The organism is Enterococcus sp. S22(2020) (assembly GCF_020295385.1).
Lineage (GTDB): Bacteria > Bacillota > Bacilli > Lactobacillales > Enterococcaceae > Enterococcus_L > Enterococcus_L dunnyi.
Window position 1 is genome coordinate 232,526 of record NZ_JACFUD010000004.1, and the last position, 26,544, is coordinate 259,069.

25 protein-coding genes are annotated in these 26,544 nt (G+C 37.5%); 24 read left to right on the forward strand and 1 reads right to left on the reverse strand.

Annotated elements, in window-relative coordinates; all coding sequences use genetic code 11:
* The first annotated feature begins 24 nt into the window (after nucleotides 1-24).
* The 23 genes from H3T55_RS09715 (at nucleotide 25) to H3T55_RS09825 (ending at nucleotide 23,982) form a co-directional block, all read left to right on the forward strand.
* Nucleotides 25-348: a PTS sugar transporter subunit IIB gene (locus tag H3T55_RS09715; RefSeq protein ID WP_087641556.1), complete on the forward strand. Its 324-nt coding sequence runs from the start codon at nucleotides 25-27 to the stop codon at nucleotides 346-348.
* A gap of 135 nt (nucleotides 349-483) precedes the next feature.
* Entirely contained in the window at nucleotides 484-1,803 is a 1,320-nt protein-coding gene (locus tag H3T55_RS09720; RefSeq protein ID WP_225534317.1) for a DEAD/DEAH box helicase, read from the forward strand.
* Complete coding sequence (locus H3T55_RS09725) at nucleotides 1,793-2,479, forward strand: ComF family protein (RefSeq protein WP_225534318.1); 687 nt, start codon at nucleotides 1,793-1,795, stop codon at nucleotides 2,477-2,479. Before H3T55_RS09720 ends, H3T55_RS09725 begins: the two co-directional genes overlap by 11 nt.
* A gap of 137 nt (nucleotides 2,480-2,616) precedes the next feature.
* Nucleotides 2,617-3,168: a ribosome hibernation-promoting factor, HPF/YfiA family gene (hpf, locus tag H3T55_RS09730; RefSeq protein ID WP_087641281.1), complete on the forward strand. Its 552-nt coding sequence runs from the start codon at nucleotides 2,617-2,619 to the stop codon at nucleotides 3,166-3,168.
* 245 nt (nucleotides 3,169-3,413) lie between these two features.
* A complete protein-coding gene (gene secA, locus H3T55_RS09735) occupies nucleotides 3,414-5,945 on the forward strand; it encodes a preprotein translocase subunit SecA (protein ID WP_225534319.1) in 2,532 nt (843 codons plus the stop codon).
* A 75-nt stretch (nucleotides 5,946-6,020) separates the two neighbouring features.
* A protein-coding gene (gene prfB, locus H3T55_RS09740) for a peptide chain release factor 2 (protein WP_140405338.1) occupies nucleotides 6,021-7,122 on the forward strand; the annotation gives its coding sequence in 2 pieces (ribosomal slippage) (nucleotides 6,021-6,092 and nucleotides 6,094-7,122; 1,101 coding nt in all).
* 107 nt (nucleotides 7,123-7,229) lie between these two features.
* Nucleotides 7,230-7,916, forward strand: coding sequence for a cell division ATP-binding protein FtsE (gene ftsE, locus H3T55_RS09745; RefSeq protein WP_225534320.1), 687 nt, complete (start codon nucleotides 7,230-7,232; stop codon nucleotides 7,914-7,916).
* Nucleotides 7,909-8,793, forward strand: a complete 885-nt coding sequence (gene ftsX / locus H3T55_RS09750) for a permease-like cell division protein FtsX (RefSeq protein WP_087641285.1) — start codon at nucleotides 7,909-7,911, stop codon at nucleotides 8,791-8,793. The genes ftsE and ftsX overlap by 8 nt, the downstream gene beginning before the upstream one ends.
* A 104-nt stretch (nucleotides 8,794-8,897) precedes the next feature.
* A complete protein-coding gene (gene cls, locus H3T55_RS09755; RefSeq protein WP_225534321.1) occupies nucleotides 8,898-10,346 on the forward strand; it encodes a cardiolipin synthase in 1,449 nt (482 codons plus the stop codon).
* Nucleotides 10,347-10,518: 172 nt separating this feature from the next.
* The gene (locus H3T55_RS09760) at nucleotides 10,519-11,373 is read left to right on the forward strand and encodes a phosphate ABC transporter substrate-binding protein PstS (protein ID WP_225534322.1); all 855 of its coding nucleotides are present in this window, start codon (nucleotides 10,519-10,521) and stop codon (nucleotides 11,371-11,373) included.
* A 324-nt stretch (nucleotides 11,374-11,697) separates the two neighbouring features.
* Nucleotides 11,698-12,618, forward strand: coding sequence for a phosphate ABC transporter permease subunit PstC (gene pstC, locus H3T55_RS09765; RefSeq protein WP_087641288.1), 921 nt, complete (start codon nucleotides 11,698-11,700; stop codon nucleotides 12,616-12,618).
* Nucleotides 12,618-13,502: a phosphate ABC transporter permease PstA gene (gene pstA / locus H3T55_RS09770; protein WP_087641289.1), complete on the forward strand. Its 885-nt coding sequence runs from the start codon at nucleotides 12,618-12,620 to the stop codon at nucleotides 13,500-13,502. Before pstC ends, pstA begins: the two co-directional genes overlap by 1 nt.
* Before the next feature lie 16 nt (nucleotides 13,503-13,518).
* Complete coding sequence (gene pstB, locus H3T55_RS09775; protein ID WP_087641290.1) at nucleotides 13,519-14,319, forward strand: phosphate ABC transporter ATP-binding protein PstB; 801 nt, start codon at nucleotides 13,519-13,521, stop codon at nucleotides 14,317-14,319.
* A gap of 10 nt (nucleotides 14,320-14,329) precedes the next feature.
* Entirely contained in the window at nucleotides 14,330-15,088 is a 759-nt protein-coding gene (gene pstB / locus H3T55_RS09780; RefSeq protein WP_069661845.1) for a phosphate ABC transporter ATP-binding protein PstB, read from the forward strand.
* Nucleotides 15,089-15,104: 16 nt separating this feature from the next.
* Nucleotides 15,105-15,776, forward strand: coding sequence for a phosphate signaling complex protein PhoU (gene phoU, locus H3T55_RS09785; protein ID WP_087641291.1), 672 nt, complete (start codon nucleotides 15,105-15,107; stop codon nucleotides 15,774-15,776).
* Between the two features lie 203 nt (nucleotides 15,777-15,979).
* Nucleotides 15,980-17,359, forward strand: a complete 1,380-nt coding sequence (gene uhpT / locus H3T55_RS09790; RefSeq protein ID WP_225534323.1) for a hexose-6-phosphate:phosphate antiporter — start codon at nucleotides 15,980-15,982, stop codon at nucleotides 17,357-17,359.
* Between the two features lie 15 nt (nucleotides 17,360-17,374).
* Nucleotides 17,375-18,136, forward strand: a complete 762-nt coding sequence (locus H3T55_RS09795; RefSeq protein ID WP_225534324.1) for a tyrosine-protein phosphatase — start codon at nucleotides 17,375-17,377, stop codon at nucleotides 18,134-18,136.
* A 61-nt stretch (nucleotides 18,137-18,197) separates the two neighbouring features.
* On the forward strand, nucleotides 18,198-19,142 hold the full coding sequence (locus H3T55_RS09800) for a sugar-binding transcriptional regulator (RefSeq protein ID WP_318654257.1): 945 nt from the start codon (nucleotides 18,198-18,200) through the stop codon (nucleotides 19,140-19,142).
* A gap of 102 nt (nucleotides 19,143-19,244) precedes the next feature.
* Nucleotides 19,245-19,916, forward strand: a complete 672-nt coding sequence (deoC, locus tag H3T55_RS09805; protein ID WP_225534326.1) for a deoxyribose-phosphate aldolase — start codon at nucleotides 19,245-19,247, stop codon at nucleotides 19,914-19,916.
* A gap of 36 nt (nucleotides 19,917-19,952) precedes the next feature.
* Entirely contained in the window at nucleotides 19,953-21,254 is a 1,302-nt protein-coding gene (locus tag H3T55_RS09810; RefSeq protein WP_225534327.1) for a pyrimidine-nucleoside phosphorylase, read from the forward strand.
* A 273-nt stretch (nucleotides 21,255-21,527) separates the two neighbouring features.
* The gene (gene liaX / locus H3T55_RS09815; RefSeq protein ID WP_087641296.1) at nucleotides 21,528-23,126 is read left to right on the forward strand and encodes a daptomycin-sensing surface protein LiaX; all 1,599 of its coding nucleotides are present in this window, start codon (nucleotides 21,528-21,530) and stop codon (nucleotides 23,124-23,126) included.
* A 167-nt stretch (nucleotides 23,127-23,293) separates the two neighbouring features.
* Nucleotides 23,294-23,617 (forward strand): PspC domain-containing protein, encoded by a 324-nt coding sequence (locus H3T55_RS09820; protein WP_087641297.1) that lies wholly within the window; start codon nucleotides 23,294-23,296, stop codon nucleotides 23,615-23,617.
* Entirely contained in the window at nucleotides 23,617-23,982 is a 366-nt protein-coding gene (locus tag H3T55_RS09825) for a phage holin family protein (RefSeq protein ID WP_087641298.1), read from the forward strand. Before H3T55_RS09820 ends, H3T55_RS09825 begins: the two co-directional genes overlap by 1 nt.
* A gap of 34 nt (nucleotides 23,983-24,016) precedes the next feature.
* Here H3T55_RS09825 and H3T55_RS09830 read toward each other — a convergent pair whose 3' ends face one another.
* Nucleotides 24,017-24,985 carry a GIY-YIG nuclease family protein gene (locus H3T55_RS09830; protein ID WP_225534328.1) on the reverse strand — a complete coding sequence of 323 codons (969 nt, stop codon included), beginning with the start codon at nucleotides 24,983-24,985 and terminating at the stop codon, nucleotides 24,017-24,019.
* A 197-nt stretch (nucleotides 24,986-25,182) separates the two neighbouring features.
* On the opposite strand from H3T55_RS09830, the gene hprK reads away from it, so the two are divergent.
* Nucleotides 25,183-26,121 (forward strand): HPr(Ser) kinase/phosphatase, encoded by a 939-nt coding sequence (gene hprK, locus H3T55_RS09835; protein ID WP_087641300.1) that lies wholly within the window; start codon nucleotides 25,183-25,185, stop codon nucleotides 26,119-26,121.
* Nucleotides 26,122-26,544: the final 423 nt, after the last annotated feature.

Here is a 26,544-nt window from a genome sequence, read left to right on the forward strand (position 1 = left end):
AGAGACAAGAAGGGATGAATGAAGATGGCTAAAAAAACAATTATGTTGGTTTGTTCAGCAGGAATGAGTACAAGCCTACTTGTAACGAAAATGCAAAAAGCAGCAGATGCTCAAGGATTAGAAGCAGATATTTTCGCTGTATCCGCATCTGAAGCAGACAATAATTTAGAAAGTAAACCAGTGGATGTTCTACTGTTAGGACCTCAAGTCCGTTTTATGAAAGGTGATTTTGAAAAACGTCTTGAACCAAAAGGCATTCCGCTAGATATCATCAATATGGCGGATTACGGCATGATGAACGGAGAAAAGGTATTACAACAAGCATTGAATTTGATTGAAAATAAATAGGTTAAACTAGAGTCAGAAAAAAATTATTTCTCTAGATTTTAAGATCTTAAGCATAACTCTTTGAGCTATGTTTAAGATCTTTTTTTTTGAAAAATAATAATGAAAAAATGCGTATTTTACTAGGGGAGGTAGAATATGCAAGAATTATGGGGAAGAAAAGTTTTACTCAAAGAAATCAAGCAGCTAACCAATCACTATCAATGTTTGCCAACGATGAAAGAACGGACGAGTAGATCGATCCAATGTTTACGTTGCGGACAACTTCATGAAAAACAAACGGTAAAGCTTTTTAATGGCGTTTATTTTTGCCCTGCGTGCATTCAATTGGGACGTGTGGATACGGGACAGTGTTTTTATCATCTTCCCGAACCTGAACTGATACCAAGAAGTGTTGATTTTTCTTGGGAGGGTGAACTTACTAAAGGGCAACAGGAAGTTTCTGATAGCTTACTGACTTCTGCAGATAAAGGAGAATCTAAAATGGTTTGGGCTGTCACAGGTGCAGGGAAGACCGAAATGCTGTTTAATACGATCCATGATTGTTTGGGTAAAGGAAAACGAGTGGCGATCGCTTCGCCGCGAGTGGATGTTTGTTTGGAACTATTTCCTAGAATACAAGCTGTTTTCCCTAATGAAGAGATGATCCTACTTCACGGAAAAATGGAAGAAGACTATCGATATACTAAGCTTTTAGTATGTACGACGCATCAATTATTACGATTTTTTCAAGCATTCGATTTACTGATCATTGATGAAGTGGATGCTTTTCCTTTTGTTGGCAATCCGTTATTACAGTATGGTGTAGCACAAGCAATCAAAAAAGATAGTTCGCTTATTTATTTAACAGCCACCCCAACCCAAGAATTAATGAAAAAGACGAGCCAAAATCAGCTTAAATTAAGTATTTTACCGGCACGTTATCATCGCAGATGTCTGCCTGTACCTAAAATAAAATGGAGCAATCACTGGCAAAAGAAAATTACACATGGAAAAGCCCCCAAAGGATTGATCACGTTGATTCGCCAGCTGCTGGTTGACAATGACCTATTGATTTTTTGTCCCAGCATTGTACAGATGGAGCAATTAGAAAAAATTCTGAATGGGATTTTTTCAGATATACCACTAACATGCGTTCATTCTCAAGATACAGACAGGATCAAAAAGGTATTGAATATGAGACAAAAAGCGTATCGTATTCTGATCACATCTACGATTTTAGAAAGGGGCGTAACTTTTGATGGAGTTTCTGTCATTGTATTGGGTGCAAATCATCCAGTATTTACTGTGGCTGCTCTGGTTCAGATTGCTGGGCGTGTTGACCGGAAAATGATCTACACTGCTGGAGAAGTTTGGTTTTTACATGATAGCTGTACGCAAACGATCAAGGAAGCTGTTCAACAAATCAAAAAAATGAATAGAATTGGAAGAGAGCGGGGGTTGATCGATGAATTGTAATTATTGTCGTCAACATATCACTAGAAATTTAACATTGGCCGAAATTTTTTTGCCTAAGCGGATAATCACTGAGCAGTTATGCTCACAATGCAGTAAAAAATTCCGACGTTTAACTCAAAAAGACAGTTGCAAAGGCTGTCAAAAACAACAGACCAAAGAATTATGTACAGACTGCATTAAATGGCAAAAGTTATTTCCAAATTATGAGTTTCACCATGAAGCCCTCTTTTCCTACGATCAAGCAATGCAAGAGTGGATGGAAGAATACAAATTTAAAGGAAATTATCAACTTCGTCATAGCTTTGCTTTAGATATAAAAGCCTATTTCAAAAGAAAATCTAATATGATTGTGGTTGCTGTGCCTGTATCAAAAAAACGTATGGCTTCAAGAGGCTTCAATCAAGTTGCTGGTTTGTTAGATGCCGCAGGAATCGCACATGAACCATACCTAGTGCGCTTTTCAAATGGTTTATCTCAAGTTCAAAAAAATAGGCAAGAGCGTATGAGCTTAGAGCAGCCTTTCAAATTGACTGAAATAGCTGAACAGAATATCAATAACAAGGAGATCCTTCTTGTTGATGATATCTATACAACAGGTCGGACGATTTTCCATGCCGCAGAAGTCATTTTAGAAAAGAGACCCGCAAAACTGCATACGTTTTCTCTTGCGAGGTGACAGTAAAATTAAAATCAAAAATCGACCGCAATTTTGTTGGCAAAAGAAGGATAGTTCGTTATAATAGAATTAAGAAGAAGGATAACAGAGTGGTCCTTTTATTCCTTCTTTAGTGTCAGATGAAAGGGGTAATTGTTATGTTTAGATACAATGTGCGTGGAGAAAACATCGAAGTTACTGAAGCTATCCGAGACTATGTAGAGAAAAAAGTAGGGAAATTGGAACGCTACTTCAGTGATTCACCTGAAGCAACTGTTCATGTAAACTTAAAAGTATATACAGAAAAAACTGCAAAAGTTGAGGTTACGATCCCTCTACCTTATTTAGTTTTACGTGCCGAAGAAACATCACCAGATTTATATGCAAGTGTTGATTTGGTTGTAGATAAATTAGAACGGCAAATCCGTAAGTTCAAAACAAAAATCAATCGTAAATCTCGTGAAACAGGAATAAACACTGCAAAAGCAGCGATTTTCCTTAATGGTGAAGAAACACAAGAAGAAGCACCAGAACTAGATATTGTTCGGACAAAACGTCTTTCATTGAAACCGATGGATAGCGAAGAAGCTGTTTTACAAATGAACATGCTAGGACATAACTTTTTCATCTTTGAAGATTCAGAAACAAACGGAACAAGCATAGTTTACCGTCGTAAAGATGGCAAGTATGGCTTGATCGAAACAGACTGATCGATTAGAGTAACGTTGATCGATGATAATTTTGAGATATTGAAGAGACTGAAGCAAGACGGCAGACGTTTTGCCGCAGTCTCTTTGCTCATTTTAGTACTATTTACATAATAAAAATGCTATAATAAATCGTTAATATTGATAGAAGTTATTTCCTTTCTGGTCAACTAATGATAAAATGGAAAGGATGATTGTGCATTTGGTGCAAAAATAAATAGAGTTTATTGAAAGGAACACTTAAAAACATGGCAAATTTTTTGAAAAAGATGATCGAAAATGATAAAAAAGAATTGAAGCGCTTGGAAGGCATTGCGGCTAAAATAGAAAGCTTTGCATCTTCCACTGAAGCATTGAGTGATGAAGAATTAAAAGCAAAAACTGATGAATTCAAAGCACGTTACCAAAAAGGTGAAACGTTGGATCAGTTGTTGCCAGAAGCTTTTGCTGTTGTTCGTGAAGCAGCTAAACGTGTATTAGGTTTATATCCATACCCTGTTCAGCTAATGGGTGGGATCGTATTGCATGATGGAAATATCCCTGAGATGAGAACAGGTGAAGGGAAAACCTTGACTGCGACAATGCCGGTTTACTTGAATGCTTTAACTGGTGAAGGCGTACACGTTGTAACTGTCAATGAATACTTGGCAACACGTGACTCAGACGAGATGGGTGAGCTTTACAATTTCTTAGGTCTGACAGTAGGTCTAAACATCAATTCAAAAACATCAGAAGAAAAACGTGATGCTTATAACTGTGACATCACTTACAGTACGAATAATGAATTAGGCTTTGACTATTTACGTGATAACATGGTCGTATATCGCAATCAAATGGTACAACGTCCGTTAAACTATGCAATCGTGGATGAAGTGGATTCAATTTTGATCGATGAAGCACGTACACCATTGATCATTTCAGGACAAGCAGAAAAATCGACTGCCCTATATACTCGTACGGACAATTTTGTAAAACGTCTGAAAGAAGAAGAAGATTATAAAATCGATGTACAGTCTAAAACAATAGGTTTAACAGAAGCAGGGATTGAAAAAGCAGAAGAAAACTTTGGCTTAGACAACTTATATGACATTGAAAATACAGCTTTGACTCACCATATGGATCAAGCTTTACGTGCCAATTACATCATGTTGCGTGACATTGATTATGTGGTACAGGAAGGTAAAGTTCTGATCGTTGACCAATTCACAGGACGTATCATGGATGGTCGTCGTTATTCTGATGGTCTGCACCAAGCGATCGAAGCCAAAGAAGGCGTAGAGATCGAAGATGAAACAAAAACAATGGCAACAATCACATTCCAAAACTATTTCCGTATGTACAAAAAACTTGCGGGGATGACAGGGACAGCGAAAACGGAAGAAGAAGAGTTCCGTGAAATCTATAATATCCAAGTATTCCAAATTCCAACAAACCGTCCGATCATCCGTGACGACCGTGCTGATTTACTTTACCCAACATTGGATAGTAAATTTAAAGCAGTCGTTCAAGATATCAAAGAACGTTACCACAATGGTCAGCCAGTATTGGTTGGTACAGTTGCGGTCGAAACATCCGAATTACTATCAGAATTGCTGAATAAAGAAAAAGTACCGCATGAAGTTCTGAATGCGAAAAATCACTTCAAAGAAGCAGAGATCATTATGAATGCTGGTCAAAAAGGCGCAGTAACGATCGCAACCAATATGGCCGGACGTGGAACAGATATCAAGCTTGGCTTAGGTGTCGTTGAACTTGGCGGTTTAGCTGTTATTGGTACAGAACGCCACGAATCACGTCGTATCGATAATCAATTGCGTGGACGTGCAGGTCGTCAAGGAGATCCTGGGGTTTCACAATTTTACTTATCTCTTGAAGATGATTTGATGAAACGTTTCGGTTCTGAACGGATCAAAGCGTTCTTAGATCGAATGAATATTGAAGAATCTGATGCTGTGATCCAAAGTAAAATGTTAAGTAAGCAAGTAGAATCAGCGCAAAAACGTGTAGAAGGAAACAACTATGATACACGTAAAAATGTTTTACAATACGACGACGTTATGCGTGAACAGCGTGAAGTTATTTATGCTCAGCGTTTAGAAGTGATCATGGAAGAAAATGAATTGACTGAAACATTATTGAACATGGTGAAACGTACAATTTCACGTGTTGTAGAAAGTCATACACAGCTTGAAAAAGAAAATTGGAACTTAGAAGGAATCGTTGACTTTGCTTCTTCAACACTTGTCCATGAAGATTCTATTTCAAAAGCAGACATTGAAGGAAAATCACCAGAAGAAATCAAAGAATATTTGATGAAACGTGCTCAGGAAGTTTACGATACGAAAGCTGAACAATTAAACGGCACGGAACAACTGCTTGAATTCCAAAAAGTCGTTATTTTAAGAGTCGTAGATACAAAATGGACAGATCATATCGATGCAATGGATCAATTACGTCAATCTGTTGGGTTACGTGCGTATGGACAAAATAATCCATTAGTTGAGTATCAAACAGAAGGTTATAACATGTTTGAAGAAATGATCGGTGCGATCGAATACGAAGTGACTCGTCTATTTATGAAATCAGAAATTCGTCAAAATGTTCAACGTGAACAAGTAGCACAAGGCGAAGCTAGTCATCAAGGTGACGGTGAAGAACCGCAAAGCAATACAAGTGCGAAGAAAAAACCAGTACATGTTGATGAAAAAATTGGAAGAAACGATCCATGTCCTTGCGGCAGCGGTAAAAAATACAAAAATTGCCACGGCAAAGATATGTAATAATCAATGAAGGTGAGGTGGCCCCTCACCTTCATTAATTATGTTAATGAGCATAATCGAAAGGAAGAAATGATCATGGAAAATGCTGAAATTCGAACACTTTTAGATGAAATGAACCAATCAATCACAAGCTTCAGGGGGTCTCTTTGACTTAGATCAGTTGGAAGAAGATATTGCAGAAGCTGAAAATAGAATGGCAGAACCTGGATTTTGGGATGACACAGAAACAGCTCAGCAGTTAATCAATGAAACAAATATCCATAAAGAAAAATTCCAGCAATTTCATCAATTTGCAGATGAACTGGAAGAACTAGAATTGATGAGCGAGATGCAGCAGGAAGAATTCGATGCTGAGACTCAGACAGAATTAGAAGAACGGTTACTGGCGTTGAAAGAAAAGCTCAGTATTTATGAACTTTCTCTTTTATTAAACGAACCTTATGATAAAAATAATGTCATTATGGAATTGCATCCGGGAGCCGGTGGTACAGAGTCGCAGGATTGGGGAAGCATGTTACTTAGGATGTACACTCGATGGGCGGAAAGTCATGGTTTCCAAGTCGAAACTCTTGATTATCAAGCTGGAGATGAAGCAGGTATCAAAAGTGTGACGCTTTTGATCAAAGGATATAATGCTTATGGCTATTTGAAATCCGAGAAGGGCGTCCATCGTTTAGTTCGAATTTCTCCTTTTGATTCTGCTAAACGCCGCCATACTTCATTTTGTTCTGTTGATATTATGCCTGAATTAGATGAGAATGTTGAAATTGATATCAATTCGGATGACTTGAAAATCGATACCTATCGTGCGAGTGGAGCTGGAGGGCAGCATATCAATAAAACAGAGTCAGCTGTTCGAATCACTCATATTCCTACTGGCACAGTCGTTGCCAGCCAAGCTCAGCGTTCGCAATTAAAAAACCGGGAACAAGCAATGGGCATGTTGAAAGCAAAGCTTTATCAACTGGAAATGGATAAAAAAGCACAGGAAGCTGCTGCTTTACGTGGAGAGCAATTAGAAATCGGTTGGGGTTCACAAATCCGTTCGTATGTTTTTCATCCTTATTCAATGGTCAAAGACCACCGAACCAATTTCGAAACAGGAAATGTACAGGCTGTAATGGATGGAGATTTAGATGGCTTTATCGATGCTTATTTAAAACATCAATTAAATTGAGCAGTTTACATAAATGAAACAAAATTGTAAACTCTTGAAAGAGCCTTGAAACAAAGACATGTTATAATGATTGATAGTCTAGAAAACAGAGATGGAGAGAATACGCCATGATTGAAATGAAAGATGTAATGAAGAAATATTCGAATGGTACAACAGCTATCCGTAATATTTCAATAGAAATTAACCAAGGTGAATTCGTTTATGTGGTTGGTCCTTCAGGTGCAGGTAAATCAACATTTATCAAATTGATGTACCGCGAAGAAAAAGCAACAAAAGGGCGCTTGAAAGTTGCCGGCCATGATTTAATGAAAATAAAAAATGCGGAAGTCCCATACCTTAGAAGAGAAATCGGGATTGTCTTTCAGGATTATAAACTATTGACGAAAAAAACAGTTTATGAAAATGTAGCCTATGCAATGCAGGTTATTGGCCGTAAGCCAAGAGATATCAAAAAACGAGTAATGGAAGTTCTTGATTTAGTTGGACTAAAACATAAAGTTCGTGTTTTCCCAAGTGAATTATCTGGTGGGGAACAACAGCGTGTATCAATTGCTCGAGCAATTGTAAATACGCCTAAAGTTCTAATTGCAGATGAACCGACAGGAAACCTTGACCCTGAAAATTCATGGGAGATCATGAAATTATTGGATCGGATCAATGCACAAGGGACAACAGTCGTAATGGCGACACATAATAGTACGATTGTAAACACGATTCGTCATCGCGTTATTGCCATTGAAAATGGTCGTATTATTCGAGACCAAGCGGAAGGAGAGTATGGCTACGATGATTAGAACGTTCTTTACTCACGTCCTAGAAAGTATTAAAAGTTTAAAACGTAACGGCTGGATGACGATTGCTTCTGCCAGTGCAGTTACGATTACTTTAGTTCTTGTTGGGATTTTTATGGCAGTGATCTTCAATGCGACCAAGTTAGCAAAAGATATCGAAGAAAACGTAACAGTTTCAGTTTTTGTTGATATTGGTACGACACCAGAAGAAATGCAAAAATTAGAAAAAGAATTAAATAAAATCGATAATGTTGAAACGATTTCTTATTCAAATAAAGATCAACAATTGAAAAAAATCCAACAACAAATGGGTGAAGCATGGAACCTATTTGAAGGGGACAGCAATCCATTATATGATGTTTACTACGTAAGTGCGAAAGAGCCATCAGATACGAAGAAAATTTCGCAAAAAGCAGCAAAACTGCCAAATGTCTTTAAAGCAGATTACGGTGGCGTATCATCTGATAAGATCTTCAGTATTGCCGGCAAGGTTAGAACATGGGGATTAGGTGCAGCAATACTACTATTGTTTGTCGCTGTGTTCTTGATTTCTAACACGATTCGTATTACGATTCTTTCTCGTCAAAGAGAAATCCAAATCATGCGATTAGTTGGTGCAAAAAACGGATATATCCGCTGGCCATTCTTTATTGAAGGGGCTTGGATCGGATTGATCGGGGCAATCATCCCGATTCTGTTATTAACATTTGGATATCAACAATTTTACAATTTATTCAACCCTCAACTATTGCGCTCAAATTATTCACTATTAAAACCAGAATCATTTGTTTGGCAATTAGATTTATTGATGGTCGTGATCGGGATGACGATTGGTTCATTAGGTTCGATCATTTCAATGAGACGTTTCTTAAAAATTTAATAGAAAAAAAGCAGACGAATTTTGTCTGCTTTTTCTTTACTTATTTTCATAAGTTCGTTATGCTTTACAAGGGGGATCAATGGGTTTGCGGATTGGGGGAATAGATGAAGTTTTTATATGAAAATTTATTTGTTATTATTTTTATTGCGAATATGCTTTTATCTTTGATTATTGTATTTCGTGAAAGAAAACAAACAGCACAAACATGGTCTTGGCTGTTAGTGTTGATGTTTATTCCTGTGTTAGGTTTTATTTTATATATATTCTTAGGTCGAGGAATCTCCAAAGATAAGATCTTTGATATGAAAATGCAGCCTAAAATCGGGATGAACGCTGAAATAGAATCGGAAAAACAATCATTGTTGAGAGGGCTGTTTCCGCATCCGGCAACAGGTGATGTCGATCCAAAGCAGTTGATCTATATGCTGACAGTATTTGAAAGTTCATTGTATACAACAAATAATGAACTTCTTCTTTATACGGATGGACGGGAAAAGTTTGACGGCTTAATTAAAGATATTCGAGAAGCAGAGCATCACATCCACATGGAATATTATATTTATCGAGGAGATAATTTAGGGAAAGAACTGCGGCAGGAATTAGTTGATGCGCTGAAACGAGGCGTTAAAGTCAGGTTACTATTGGATGCCTGGGGATCAACTCAAGTAAATATGAAATTTTTTGAAGAGTTGCGCCATTTAGGAGGAGAAGTTGCCTTTTTCTTTCCATTATTTGTCCCTTATTTAAATCCTAGAATCAATTACCGGAATCATAGAAAAATCGTTGTGATCGATGGAAAAATTGGTTATACTGGCGGCTTTAATGTTGGTGATGAATATTTAGGCAATGTAAAGAAATTCGGTTATTGGCGTGACAATCATTTGAGAATTCACGGTGAAGCTGTTTACAGTTTGCAAAATCGCTTTTTAATGGATTGGAACTCACAGCATAGAAAAGAATTAAGCTATGATTCAGCATTTTTTCCGCCAATTCATTCTGAAGGAAAAAAAGCAGCTCAGATCGTAACAAGCGGGCCGGATTCAGAGCATGAACAAATCAAAATGACTTATTTAAAAATGATTTCGATTGCCAAAAAAGAGATTCTGATCCAGACACCGTACTATATTCCAGATGCTTCGATTCATGAAGCACTGAAGCTGGCATTGCTATCCGGTGTGAAAGTACGTATCCAGATCCCTAATAAGCCAGATCATATGTTGGTGTATTGGGCAACGTATTCATTTTCTGCAGAACTATTGGAATATGGGGCAATTATTGAAACGTATGAACATGGGTTTATTCATGCGAAGACAATGATCATCGATGGCGGTATTGTTTCTGTAGGCTCGGCTAATATCGATGTACGCTCTTTTCGTTTAGATTTTGAAGTAAATACAATTATTTATGATCAATCTTTTGCAGAAGAAGTTCGATCAGCATTTTACGAAGATTCTAAAGTATCGGAATTGTTAACAGAGGAGAAATATCGTAATCGAGGGGTCATTGTTAAGCTCAAAGAAGGGTTAGCACGCTTGATTTCGCCATTATTATAAGAATCTATTGAAGAGACTGACAGAGCACTTATTGAGTTGCTATGTACAGTCTTTTTTATGTGAAGTGTTATTTAATTCTTGAAATAAGTTAATTTGGAAACTTATAATTTTCAAGTTAAAAAGTTAATGTTAAAATAAATTGATGAATTGAGTTTGGAGGAATATAAGCTAAATGAAAAAGAAAATGCTATTATTTTTTAGTTTAATTGGATTAGTTACATTATCAGGATGCGCAAAATGGATCGACCGAGGAGAATCGATCACAGCTGTTGGCTCATCGGCACTGCAGCCTCTAGTAGAAACTGCTGCGGAAGAATTCCAAAGCCAAAACCCAGGTCGCTTTATCAATGTTCAGGGTGGAGGAAGCGGAACGGGATTGAGCCAAGTTCAATCAGGAGCAGTTGATATCGGGAATTCCGATTTATTTGCTGAAGAAAAGAATGGGATCGATGCTGCTAAACTAACAGATCATCGAGTAGCCGTAGTTGGTATTACTCCGATTGTTAACAAAAATGTTGGTGTATCAGATATTTCATTAGAAAATCTGAGAAAGATATTTTTAGGAGAAATCAAAAACTGGAAAGAAGTTGGCGGAAAAGACCTTCCGATCGTTATGCTTAATAGAGCCGCTGGAAGTGGAACAAGAGCAACGTTCGAAAAGTGGGTGCTTGATGGTAAAACAGCGATTCAGGCACAAGAGCAAGACTCAAGCGGTATGGTTCGCTCAATCGTTGCAGATACACCTGGAGCGATCAGTTATACTGCATTTTCATACGTGAATGATGAAGTAAGCACGTTAAGCATCGACGGTGTGAAGCCGACAGATGAAAATGTAACAACGAATCAGTGGATTGTTTGGTCCTATGAACATATGTATACATTGGGTGAGCCTAAAGAGCTAACAAAAGAATTTTTGGCCTTTATGCTATCAGACGAAGTACAAGAAAAAATCATTGGTCCATTAGGATATATTCCAGTTTCCAGAATGGAAGTTGAACGTGATTGGCAAGGTAATTTAGTTAAATAAGTGACCTTTACACAAAATTTACAAACTTAACACAAGCTTTACATGTTATTAAACGCAAATTTATGTTGAAAAGATACACTTGTTTTGTTATGGAAAATGTTTTGAAAAGCGCTGAAGAAGCTGACTGAAAAAAGAGCTGGATATGAGAGGAATTATTATTGTCTAATGATCTTTGAAGACGGAGCAAGGTTATTCAGATTTTGGTCTTTTTAGCTATAAAGGATGGTCTTTAGGAAAAAGATAAAAGTGACGCATTTGATTTTGTCTAGTTTTCTGTCAGAGTGGGCCAAGCTCATCACGCTTTTAAAATAAGGAGGAATTTTCTTGGAAGATGTGCAGAAAAAATTGTTAACTAAATCAAAACGTGCCAAGATGGAACAACGAGGAAAGTTCATTAGCTTCCTTTGCATCGCTTTGATTGTTTTAGTAGTATTATCGATCTTTTATTTTGTGGCGAGTAAAGGCTTGGCAACCTTCTTTACAAATAAAATCGGTGTTTCAGACTTTCTATTTGGAAAGAATTGGAATCCTAGTGAGACAGGAACAGATGGAAAGCCAATGGTTGGCGCTTTGCCAATGATCACGGGGTCATTTATCGTTACATTTTTGTCTGCAATCATTGCGACGCCGTTTGCAATTGGAGCAGCGGTTTTCATGACAGAAATTTCTCCTAAAAAAGGTTCGAAAATTTTACAGCCTGTAATTGAATTATTAGTTGGGATTCCCTCTGTTGTCTATGGTTTTATTGGACTATCAGTGATCGTACCGTTTATTCGTTCAATTTTTGGTGGGACCGGCTTCGGGATTTTAGCCGGTACATTTGTACTTTTTGTTATGATCCTACCAACAGTTACAACAATGACGGTCGATGCATTGAAATCAGTACCGCGTCATTATCGTGAAGCTTCACTAGCTCTAGGTGCCACACGTTGGCAAACGATTTATAAAGTTGTGTTACGTGCTGCTGTGCCTGGGATTTTGACCGCTGTTGTTTTTGGGATGGCACGTGCATTTGGTGAAGCACTGGCAATTCAAATGGTCATCGGAAATGCGGCTATCATGCCATCAAGTTTAACGACACCAGCATCAACTTTGACAAGTATCTTAACAATGGGGATTGGAAATACGATCATGGGCACAGTCGAAAACAATGTCTTATGGTCATTAGCATTGATCTTATTACTGATGTCACTGTTCTTCAATATTATTATCCGAATCATTGGTAGGAAAGGAGCCTTGAAATAATGAATGCAAAAAAAGCAGATAAATTTGCAACAGGTGTCCTGTATTTTATTTCAGGCGTGATCGTTTTGATTTTGGCAGCGCTGCTCCTGTATATTTTAGTCCGAGGAATTCCTCATATCTCGTGGGACTTTCTGACAAAACCTTCTAAAGCCTATCAGGCTGGCGGGGGTATTGGTATCCAGCTTTTTAACTCTCTTTATTTATTATTGATCACAATGTTGATCAGCTTTCCGATTTCTTTAGGCGCAGGCATCTATTTGTCTGAGTATGCTAAGAAAAACTGGGTAACAGATGTCATTCGGACATCTATTGAAATCTTAAGTTCATTACCTTCAGTTGTAGTTGGTTTATTTGGTTTCTTGATTTTTGTTGTGCAAATGGGATATGGATTTTCAATTATTTCAGGTGCCCTAGCTCTAACATTCTTTAATTTACCGCTCTTAACTAGAAACGTTGAAGAATCATTAAAAGCAGTGCACTATACACAGCGTGAGGCTGGGTTGTCTTTAGGTCTATCTCGTTGGGAAACCGTTACTAAGGTGGTTGTTCCAGAGGCTTTACCTGGGATTTTGACTGGAGTGATCTTAAGCTCTGGAAGGATTTTTGGTGAAGCGGCAGCATTGATCTATACAGCGGGTCAAAGTGCACCAGCACTTGATTTCACAAACTGGAACCCATTAAGCGTATCTAGCCCAATCAGTATTTTCCGACAAGCTGAAACGCTAGCTGTTCATATTTGGAAAATCAACACAGAAGGAACAATGCCTGATGGTGCGGCTGTTTCTGCTGGAGCTTCTGCAGTCTTGATTTTAGTTGTTTTATTATTCAACTTCGGAGCTCGTTTTATTGGAAACAGATTGTATAAGAAAATGACATCAGCCTAAGGTTAGGGGAATCAGAATGAAAGAATATAATTTGAATGAAACCAATATTATCAAGGTGCCGGAGCCGGTCGCTTTACATACAGATGACCTACATGTCTGGTATGGAGATAATGAAGCGATCAAAGGTGTCGACTTAGCCTTTGAAAAAAATAAAATCACTGCACTTATCGGACCTTCCGGTTGCGGAAAATCAACTTACCTGCGTTCGTTGAATCGAATGAATGACGGGATCGCTAATACAAGAGTAACAGGAAACATTATGTACAAAGGTGTGAATGTCAATACCAAAGAAGTGGATGTCTATGAAATGCGTAAACGGATCGGTATGGTATTTCAACGACCAAATCCATTCAGTAAATCGATTTATGAAAATATCACATTTGCTTTAAAACAACACGGTGAAAAAAATAAGAAAAAATTGGACGAAATTGTTGAAACCAGTTTAAAGCAAGCTGCTCTTTGGGATCAAGTCAAAGATAATCTTGATAAGAGTGCATTGGCATTATCCGGCGGACAACAGCAGCGTTTGTGTATTGCCAGAGCAATCGCGATGAAACCGGATATTTTATTGCTGGATGAGCCGGCAAGTGCTTTAGATCCAATCTCAACTGGTAAAGTTGAAGAAACTTTAGTCAATTTGAAAGATGATTATACGATTATTATCGTGACACATAATATGCAACAGGCTGCCCGTATCAGTGATTACACTGCCTTTTTCTATCTTGGTAAAGTGATCGAGTACGATGAAACCAGAAAAATCTTTACACGACCAAAAATTCAAGCCACAGAAGATTATGTTTCTGGACATTTTGGTTAGGAGGAACAAGATGACAAAAGAGATTATTTCATCAAAGGATCTACATCTATATTATGGTAAAAAAGAAGCACTCAAAGGGATCGATCTAAGTATCAATCAGGGTGAAATCACTGCAATGATCGGTCCTTCCGGCTGTGGTAAATCGACGTATCTTCGTTCATTGAACCGAATGAATGATTTGATTCCAGGGGTGACGATCACTGGAAGTGTGGTTTATAAAGGAAAAGATATTTATGGACCAAAGACAGATACGGTTGATTTACGTAAAGAAATCGGGATGGTCTTCCAACAGCCGAATCCTTTTCCATTTTCGGTTTATGAGAATGTTATTTACGGGCTGCGTTTAAAAGGTGAAAAGGATAAGCAGGTATTGGATGAAGCGGTTGAAACCAGTTTAAAAGCCGCTGCAGTATGGGACGATGTGAAAGATAAACTGCATAAAAGTGCGTTGTCCTTATCTGGTGGACAGCAACAACGGGTTTGTATTGCTCGCGTTTTAGCGGTAGATCCGGAAATTATTTTATTGGATGAACCGACGAGTGCGCTCGATCCTGTCTCAAGCGGGAAGATCGAAAATATGTTGTTGACCTTAAAAGAGAAATATACGATGATCATGGTGACACACAATATGTCACAAGCTTCTCGAATTTCTGATAAAACTGCTTTCTTTTTACAAGGGGAATTGATAGAATTTAATGACACAAAGAAAATATTCTTAAATCCAAAGGAACAACAAACAGAAGACTATATTTCTGGGAAATTTGGATAAAAAAGGAGGAAACCACATGTTGCGTAGTCAGTTTGAAGAAGAATTATTAAATCTGCATAATCAGTTTTATGAAATGGGAATGATGGTGAGTAATGTTGTACATAAATCGGTACGTTCTTACATCAACCATGATAAAAAAATCGCTAATGAAGTCATCGATTATGATGTTGAAATCAATGATATGGAAGTAAAGCTTGAAAAGAAAAGTTTTGAAATGATCGCGTTACAACAACCAGTAACTACAGACTTGAGAATGATCATCACGGTCATGAAAGCCAGCTCTGACCTTGAAAGAATGGCAGATCATGCGGTGTCTATCGCTAAGTCAACGATTCGTCTAAAAGGGGAAACGCGTATTCCTGAAATCGAAAAAGAAATCTCAGACATGTCCGATTATGTTAAAAAAATGGTCGATAATGTGTTGATCGCATACGTGAAAACAGATCAAAAAGATGCTCGAATGATCGCTAAAATGGATACTCGAGTAAATGAATATTTTGATAGTATCTACAGCCACTGTATTGAAGCAATGCAGTCTAATCCGGAAACAGTAGTGAGTGGAACGGACTATCTTCATGTAGCGACTTATTTAGAACGTATCGGTGATTATGTAACAAACATTTGTGAATGGATCGTTTATCTGGCGACTGGGAAAATCACTGAACTAAATAGTAATCACGATGAATAAGTTATGACAAACAACAGAAAAAAATTTATTTGAATAAAAACAAAAGTATCTCAGCTAAAATGACATAGTTGAGATACTTTTTTCTAAAAAAATAATTTGAACAAAATTTCAACAAGTGTTTACATTTGTTCTTTCGTCGTGTATGATACAACTATATTGGAAAGCGCTAACCATTATAATCAATTTTTTCGAGGTGAGATAATTTGGAAGAAACGAGTAAAGTTGTTGGTAAACAAGATCAGTTGACCTTGACTGAACAAAGAAAACAATGGTTCAAAGAATTTATGAAACCGTTTTTGGTCGTTGTTGTCATTTACATTACGATGTATATGATCCGAAATAATTTTAAAGCAGCACAACCGTTGTTAAAAAGTCAGTTAGGGCTGACTACAACAGATCTAGGTTATATTGGTTTTGTCTTTTCCATCGTTTATGGTTTTGGTAAATTTATCGTTGGTTATATCGTCGATGGAAAAAATACAAAGAAAATCTTATCTATATTGCTGCTATTATCATCGATCACCGTTTTGTGTATGGGAATTCTTTTTACAATGAATAATGTCCCAATGGGCTGGATCGTTGTTTTGTGGTCGTTGAACGGACTTTTCCAGTGTGTAGGCGGACCAAGTTGTGCTTCTGTCATCACGCAATGGACAACTAGAAGCAATCGTGGCAGATACATTGGCTTATGGAATGCTTCACATAATATTGGTGGCGGTTTTGCAGGGATTTTTGCTGTATGGTGTGCTCAAACCTTTTTTAAGGGTCAGGTTGCAGGGATGTTTATCATTCCAGCATTAGTTGCAGCAGTCATTGCGATCGTAACATTCTTTATCGGTAAAAACAGACCAGAAGATCTTGGCTGGAATTCAAGCGAAGAAATCTTTGGTGAACCAGTGGAAGAAGCGAATGTAGATGCTGAGAACTTAACGAAATGGCAGATTTTCAAGAAATATCTTTTAACGAATCCATACATTTGGGTGCTGTGTGTGGCCAATGTATTTGTTTATATTGTTCGTATTGGTATCGATAACTGGGCACCACTATATGTAACAGAGCATCTGAATTTTTCTCAAGAAGCTGCAGCTCAAACTATTTTCTACTTTGAAATGGGTGCTTTGATCGGCTGTCTTGGCTGGGGCTACATCTCAGATTTATTAAAAGGTAGACCTGCTTTAGTTGCAACGATCAGTACTATTTTGTTACCGATCGGAATCATTGCGTATCAGATCGGTACGACAGAAGTAGTGATCAATAGTGCATTATTTATTCTAGGTATGATGATCTTTGGCCCACAGTTGTTGATCAACCTTTCGATGTTGGGCTTCGTACCTAAAAAGGCGACAGTTGTATCTGGCGGATTGCTTGGCGCATTTGCCTACTTGTTTGGTGATTCGATGGCAAAAATTTTATTGGCTAAGATCTCGGATCCATCCAAAAATGGAGTAAACTTCTTTGGACATGTTCTGCATGGCTGGAATGATACGTTTATCATATTTTACATTTCAATCGTGATCATCGCAGTTCTTTTAGGGATCGTTGCATTTGCAGAAGAAAGAAAAAGAAAACAAGTAAACGTATAAAGGTGGAATAAATGAATGAATGTACAAATCACAAATTTTAGAGATTTAGGCGGTATCATAAATAAAAACGGGAAAAAAGTAAAACGAAGAAAATTATTGCGTTCGGGTCATCTGGTGAATTTAGATCAAGCAACACAAGACTTACTTGTTGATACGTTCAATTTGACAAGGATCATCGATTTCAGACGAGATTTTGAAATCAGTGAGTCGCCAGATACACCGATCGAAGATGTTGAGTATATCAATTTAGATTTATTAGGTAAAATGAACGCTAAAAGTTCGAGTTTGGCAGATTTTGCTAAATTGAAATCGATCGACGCTGTTGATCAGCATATGTTAGGGGTTTATGAAGATCTGATTTTAAACCCGGGAGCGCAGGAAGGCTTTACCGAATTTATGGACTATATTTTAGCGAATAAAACAGGAGCAACGATTTTCCATTGTTTTGCTGGTAAAGATCGGACAGGATATGCCTCTGCATTATTATTATTACTTTTAGATGTAGAAAAAGAAGAAATCTACAAAGACTTTTTGATCACCAACACAGAAAGAAAGCAAGCAAATGATCAGCTGATCCAACAGTTTAGAGAACAAGGCTTTGACGAAGAACAGTTGGCATCGCTAGCAACAGCGCTGTATGTCAAAGAAGAATATCTGGATCACGCATTCAATTTGATTGAGAAAAACTTTGGTACAGCTGAAAAATATGCGGCAGAATGTCTAAATATCGATCAAGAAAAACTAAATGAATTAAGAGCGATGTATTTGACAGATTAAGTAGGTATTTGTTTTCCCAGTTTGTTCTTGATATAATAAAACAAATAAAAAAGAACGGACAATGGGTATGGATAAAGAAAAACAACAGCTAAGTATCGAAGTTGCAAGGCTTTACTATCAATCTTCGCTTAGTCAGCAGGAGATTGCAGAAAAATTGAATGTATCGCGTCCCACGATTTCAAGGTTATTGAATTACGCGAAGGAAAAAGGATATGTTCAAATCACGATTTTTGATCCTTTTTCAGATTTATTTGAGATTGAACAAAAACTAAAAGAGAAATATCATCTAACTGATGTTCAGGTCGCATTCTCTCCAGATCCAGAATATAACTCTATTTCTGAATATTTAACTTCTTATGCTGCAGAGTATTTAGAAGGGATCATCAAAAGTGGAGATATTATTGGCATCAGTTGGGGAACAACGATGCACAAGACAGTATCTAAGATGAATCATTTAGATATCAAAGGTGTTGAGGTTGTCCAATTAAAAGGTGGTATCGCCTATTTTGATGTCAATAACTATGCATTTGAGACATTGACATTATTTGCAGAAAAGCTGAATACCAAAGCAAAGACCTTTCCTTTACCAGTTATTTTAGATAGTAAGATAGCGAAAGATTTAGTTGTCGAAGATCGACACATCAGTAAGGTCATCAACTTAGGAAAGCAGGCGAATATTGCTGTATTTACAGTTGGAACAGTTCAAAGTGAATCGCTCCATTTTCGTTTAGGTTACTTTACTGAATCTGAAGAAAAAGCGTTGAAGGAAAATGCTGTAGGGGATATTTGCTCTAGATTTTTTGATGAAAATGGTAAGATTAGCGATGAAGAGATCGATAGCAGAACGATCGGTATCGAACTTGAAGAGCTGAAGAAAAAGGAAAAATCGATTTTGATTGCTGGCGGCGATCGAAAAGTCAAAGCGATCCATGGGGCATTAGTTGGCGGATATGCAAATGTTCTTTTGATCGATAAATTCACGGCTCTGAAATTATTGAATTATTAAGTGAGATAGGTGAGTAGAAGTATTTTTTCTACTCTTTTATAAATTTTATGTATGAACGAAATTTCGCTATTTAGGAACGGAATTTCTAAGAAGGAGAAGACGATGAACGTAAACAAAATGATCGACCACACATTATTGAAACCTGAGGCAAATGAAGCAGCCTTACGTACTATTATTGAAGAAGCAAAGAAATATGAATTTGCTTCTGTCTGTGTTAATCCATATTGGGTGGCGTTAGCAAGTAAAGAATTAGCTGAAACATCAGTTGAGGTATGTACAGTGATTGGATTTCCATTGGGTGCGAATACGACTAGTGTCAAAGTTTTTGAAACAGAGGATGCAATCAAAAACGGTGCGACAGAAGTTGATATGGTGATCAATGTAGGTGCATTGAAATCAGGTGATGAAGAGACAGTTTTGAAAGATATTCAAGGTGTTGTTGAAGCAGCTAAAGGAAGAGCACTTGTTAAAGTTATCTTAGAAACATGCCTTTTGACTGATAGAGAAATCGTTACTGCTTCGAACTTGTCAGTTCAGGCAGGCGCTGATTTTGTCAAGACTTCTACTGGTTTTTCAACAGGCGGAGCAACAGTAAAAGATATTGCCTTAATGCGTAAAACTGTAGGACCTGATATTGGAGTCAAAGCTTCCGGCGGAGTTAGAACAGCTGAAGATACAAAAGCTATGATCCATGCTGGCGCGTCAAGAATCGGTGCTAGCTCCAGTGTTGCAATCGTTGATGCAACAAGCGAAAATACAACAGACGGATATTAAGATAAGAAAATAAATATGAAAGTGAGGCAGCCAACTATGAGAATGGTAGATATTATTGAAAAGAAAAGAAATGGCAAAGAACTGAGTAAGCAAGAAATCGAGTTTTTTGTTAATGGCTATACGAATGGTACGATTCCTGATTATCAGGCAAGTGCTTTTATGATGGCAATCTATTTCCAGGACATGTCAGACGAAGAACGGGCCAATTTGACCTTGGCGATGGTCGCTTCAGGTGATGTGATCGATTTATCGAATATTGATGGAATCAAAGTAGATAAGCATTCCACTGGTGGTGTTGGCGACACAACAACTTTGGTCTTAGCACCATTAGTCGCTGCTTTAGATATTCCTTTTGCTAAAATGTCAGGTCGCGGGCTGGGACATACAGGTGGTACGATCGATAAATTAGAAGCCTTCACTGGTTTTCATGTGGAATTGACTGATGAAGAATTTACTGAAATGGTCAATCGTGATAAGATTTCTGTGATCGGACAATCTGGAAATCTGACACCTGCAGACAAAAAGCTATATGCTCTAAGAGATGTTACAGCAACAGTTAGTTCAATCCCTTTGATCGCCAGTTCAATCATGAGTAAAAAAATCGCTGCAGGAGCAGATGCAATCGTTTTGGATGTAAAGACTGGCGCAGGTGCTTTCATGAAGACAGAAGAAGAAGCGGCAGAACTTGCCTCAGCAATGGTTCGTATCGGGAATCTCGTTGGACGAAATACAATGGCGATCATTTCAGATATGTCACAACCTTTAGGCAATGCGATCGGCAATTCACTAGAAGTTAAAGAAGCGATTGATACACTTGAAGGCCATGGCCCAGAGGATTTAACAGAACTAGTATTGACCTTAGGTAGTCAGATGGTCGTGCTTGCCGGCAAAACAGATTCCTTAGCAGAAGCAAGAGAAATGCTGAAAGGAGTCATCGAAGATGGCTCAGCACTTACTAAATTCAAACAATTCATTAAAAACCAAGGCGGAGATCCTAATTGGATCGAAAATCCAGAGTTATTACCGCAAGCGGAGTACGAAATAGAAGTTCTCTCTGATACAGAAGGTTTTGTTTCTGAAATCGTGGCGGACAATATTGGAGTTGCAGCAATGAAGCTAGGTGCCGGGAGAGAAACAAAAGAGGATGATATTGATTTAGCTGTTGGATTGGTTTTACGTAAAAAAGTAGGAGATCCAGTTAAAAAAGGAGAATCTTTAGTTACTATTTTCGCCAATCAAAAAGAGGTCAGGGATGTTGAAATGATGATCAAAGAAAATATCCGCATCGGTAATAACATTCCAGAAAGTAAATTGATTTATAGAGAGATCCATTCCTAGTCTATAGGGGATCAAATAAAACGCGCATGTTTATAAAAAGAAAGTCTGAATCAATACAACATTGATTCAGGCTTTCTTTTATGCCTATCGGTCAATTTCTACCTATAATATACTTATAAGTAAGGCACGTATAAATAATAGAAAGAAATGGTTGCACTTGAGGACTATCGAAAATTCATTCTTAAGTCCTATGACAAATAATTAAAAAGAGGGCATAATAGGTACATAAGGAAAACACCCTTGGGTGAAAAATTTGCTAAGGAGGCAATTTCCATGAAAGAAAGAGAAAGAGTATTAGACTTAGTTAAAAAAGGCATCCTGTCTTCTGAAGAAGCTTTAGTCTTATTAGAAAATATGGCAACTGAAAAAGATGAGAAACAAATCAAAAAAGCTGCCGATCAAGTAAACGTAACTGGTGCAACTGTCGATTCAAAAGAAAATGATAAAGTCGTAGATTTAGTAGATAAGTTGGAACAAAATGCAGAAGAAAGCATCGAACCTGAAGTTTCAGATGAAGATGTAGAAGCAAAAGAAGCGGAAGATCGTGAACGTTTAGAAAAAATTCTTGATGATCTTGCAACAGAAGCTAATCGTGCTTCTGTAGAATTAGACGAAATCAACGCTGAAATCGCTGGTGTGAAAGAGGAAATCAAAGAAGCGCAAGAAAAATTGATGGAATTGAATACTAAGGAAGAGCTTAGCGAATTAACAAATGAAGATTTAGAATTAAGAACGTCATTAGAAACTGAGATCAAAGAACTTGAAGATTCATTAGATGAAAGAAACCAAGAAAAAATTAGATTAGAAGCAGAATTAAAGAATATTCGCAAAGAACAATGGTCAGAAACAAAAGACCGTGTTGCTTCTAAATTTGATATTCCGGATGATTGGAAAGAGCAAGCCACAGACACGATCAATCAAGTTGGCGAAAAAATGAGTGAAGCAGGCTCCCAATTAGGATCATTTCTTAAAAAGACATTCACTTCTTTTAGTGAAACGATGAATGACAACGTGGAATGGAAAGACGTGAGCTTCAAAGTTCCAGGTGTCGCAACGACAAAATTTGAACATGAATTCAATTATCCATCACCACTTGCAAGCTTGATCGATGTCAAAGTAGCTAATGGAAATATCGTTTTCAAAACTTGGGATCAACCAGATGTCAAAGTAGAAGGAAAAATCAAATTATATGGCAAAATGGATGCAGAAACACCATTAGAAGCATTCCTAGAAAGAAGCCAAATCGATGTAGATGATGAAGTCATTTCCTTCCAAATCCCGAATAAACGTGTTCGTGCAGACTTAGTTTTCTACTTACCAGAACGCACCTTTGATCACGTATCGATCAAATTATTGAATGGGAACGTTCTTGTTGAATCGTTGAAAGCAAAAGATGTTTATGCCAAATCAACAAATGGCTCGATCACATTCAACAAAATTGATGCGACAATGCTTGAAATCGAAGGGGTAAACGGAGATATCAAGGTCTTAGATGGAGAAATCCTAGACAATATCATCGAAACAGTTAACGGAACAGTAACAATTGCTGCAACTCCGCAAACGGTGGGTGTTTCATTGATCAACGGAGATGTGCGCATTACTGCAAAAGAAAACACATTAAGAAAAGTTGAAGCAAGCTCTGTCAACGGAAACGTAAAAATTGCTTTACCAAAAGAACTTGGTATCGAAGGAACGGTCAAAACAAGCTTAGGCAGCATCAATAGCCGATTAAGTGAATATGACGTTATTCGTGAGAAAAAAGAAAGAACCAATCAATTGTTACAATTCAGACGCTTAAACGATGAAAATATGGCACAAATCAATGCTTCTACAACAACAGGAAATATTTATTTAAAAGATACAGATAAATAAATAGTAGAATCATTGACCAGTGTGAGTAATCCATAGGTTTGGGTAATGGTTGAGATGATAAGCCAAAAGAACTTAGCTGCTTCTCGACCATTATTCAAATAAAAAGAAAAAAAGGATGATTCTTCATCCATTCTATTGTAAAATCATAAAGATGAGAGGTGAAAATAATGAAAAGACCATTGACGAAATCTTCTAATAACGTAGTATTAACAGGAAGCTTGGCGGGGATTGCAGAATGGATCGGTGTAGATCCAACGATCGTTCGTGTGATTTATGTGATTCTTGCGATATTCTCGGCAGGATTCCCTGGCTTTTTACTTTATATTGCATTAGCTGTCTTACTTCCTTCTGGAAGACGCAATAATCAAGGCGGATATGGGCATCAAAACCCTTATAATCGTAATACTCGTAATCCAAATCCATATGCAAACGGACAAAAACCAAGAAAAAATGCTGAAAAAGTGGATGATGATGACTGGAGTGACTTCTAATGACATATTTTCAACGTTTAGTTGTTAACACGTTGACCTTTGTGTCACTCTCAGTGATGTTTCCTAATATGATTTTTGTAAGAAGCATTGGTATGGCAATCGTAGCCGCATTCGTACTTTCTGTTTTGAATATGCTCGTAAAACCAGTTCTGACGATTTTATCATTGCCGTTTACACTGCTCACCTTTGGGTTATTCAGTTTTGTTGTAAATGCAGCGATGTTAAAAATGACCTCTTCTTTTGTAGGAGAAATGAACTTTGGTTTTTCAAGTTTTGGTGCAGCGATTTTAATGGCGGTAATCATGTCATTAGTCAATGCAATCGTTAGTGAACGCAACTTAGATAAATATAGTAGAAAAGGATAAAACTCAGACGACTTTCGTTTGGTTTTATCCTTTTTTATATAAATGGATCATCCAAATCAACGAATCGGCACTCTTCGTGCTGATTGATGTAGCTATATAAAATATTGATAAAATCAACTTGGTCTTTTGAAAATCGTTTGAAGTGTGTCGGTTTTGATTTAGGCAGTATTTTTTGAGCTAGTTCTGCCGCAGTATATTTATGGAAAGTTTGTTTTGTATAAATCCGACTATTGATGACCAAGCCTTGATAGATCAAATAATATTTTATTTTTGAATCATAAGGCAGCCAAAGCAGCTGCCAGTCTGTTTGGCTGGCAAGGATCAGCTTTTTGTTTTGGTTGAAAAAGTGAGTAAGAAACTGCCATTCTTCACGCAGTTTTCCAGCGCGTTCAAATGAGAAATTTTCAGAAGCTAAAAGCATGTTTGTTTCCAGTCTCTTTTGTGGTTGTTCGCCGCTCAAAGTAAAGGCTTCAAATAGCTCTTTAATGATCACGTCTCTATCTAAAGTAATCGTTGACTGATCTGAAAAAGTTTGATGCCAGTAATTATTTTTATTTAATCCGTATAGTTCTTCTAAAATTTGTTTCACCTGATCAAGCTTTCTGTGGATAGAGAAAGGACCAAAGCAATTTTTTTCTGTTGGAGCAGGTAAGATATTGAGTTTGATCTCCTTATCTTCTATATTGATCTCAAAATATTTATATTTTTCGAATGTGTTCATTTGACGGTTATAAATGGGGCGATGGGTTTGAATCAGTTCGCATTCTAATAAGAGAGCATCAAGTTCAGTTGGAACATCGATCGTATAAAAGCTTGTCAATTGTTGGATCATCCGCAATGTTTTTTTAGAATGCTGTTTATTTTTGATAAAGTAACTGCTGACTCGTTCACGTAATTTTTTTGCTTTGCCAACATAGATGATGTCTCCATGTTTATCTTGCATTAAATAGACACCAGGTGTAAGTGGCAATTCCTTTGCCTGATTCTTCAAAGTATCGTTCATACTGGCTCACATCCCATATTTTTTTGGCTGATGGATGGTATACAAGTTAAGTATACAAATTAATCGTTGATAGTCAATGAGCAGTTCTAAGCTGCTTTATGGTGTAAAACAAATAGGGACAATCTTGTTAATGGCTAGTAACTTCCTGCTTGAAATGATAAAATGAAACGAGTAGAGAACAAGAAGGGATGACGAATATGGAAGAAGTTGTAAAAATTCATCAACTGGTAGAAAAGCTTTCTTTAGAAGTCGTTTATGGCGATGAAGAAAGTTTAAATAGAGAGATCACAACAGGAGATATTTCACGTCCTGGTTTAGAATTGACTGGTTATTTTAATTATTATCCCCATAATCGCTTACAGTTATTCGGCAGTAAAGAAATCACCTTTGCTGAGCGGATGATACCGGAAGAACGCTTAATGGTCATGCGTCGTTTATGTGAGAAAGATACGCCGGCATTCATTATTTCCAGAGGATTAGAAGCTCCGGAGGAAATGGTGCAGGCAGCGAAAGAAAAAGGATTAGCTGTATTACGTTCACCGATTTCAACTTCACGATTATTAGGCGAGATTTCCAGCTATCTGGATGGGCGCTTGGCTGTGAGAAGCAGCATCCATGGTGTATTAGTCGATGTGTATGGTTTAGGTGTATTGATCCAAGGCGATAGCGGTATTGGTAAGAGCGAAACGGCCTTAGAATTGATTAAACGAGGTCATCGCTTGATCGCAGATGATCGGGTCGACGTTTATCAGCAGGATGAGCTGACAGTGATCGGTGAGCCGCCAAAAATACTGCAGCATCTGATCGAGATCCGCGGTATTGGGATCATTGATGTAATGAACTTATTCGGTGCCAGTGCTGTTCGTGGCTTTATGCAGGTTCAACTGGTCGTGTATCTTGAAGCGTGGGAGAAGGATAAAAAATATGATCGCTTAGGTTCAGATGATGCAATGATCGAGATCGCTAATGTAGATGTACCGCAGATTCGTATCCCTGTAAAAACAGGTCGAAATGTTGCGATCATCATTGAAGTAGCTGCGATGAATTTCCGTGCGAAAACAATGGGATATGATGCGACAAAAGCATTTGAAGAACGATTGACACGCTTGATTGAAGAAAATTCAGGAAACGTTTAACGGATAAAAATATTCGGATTTTAGAAATAGATTAGCTTCACAGGCCAGCTCTTCGGGAAAAAGATAAGATAAGTGTGTGTCAAAAAGCATTACAAACTTATTTTCCTATTTTTCAGTCAGAGCTATACGGGCCTGTTCAGCTTTTAATTCTATCTAGCTTCAAGAGCTAACCTCTCGGGAAAAAGATAAAAAAGTGAGTGAGACAAAGAACGCCGCAATCATTTTTTCCTATTTTCCATTCGAGGTATAAAGAGCTCTTTCAGCTTTTAATTCTATCTAGCTTCACAGGCTAGCTCTTCGGAAAAAAGATAAAATAAGTGTGTGCCAAAGAGCGTCACAAGCTTATTTTCCTATTTTTCAGTCAGAGCTGACCAGCCTGTTCAGCTTTTAATTCTATCTAGCTTCAAGAGCTAACCTCTCGGG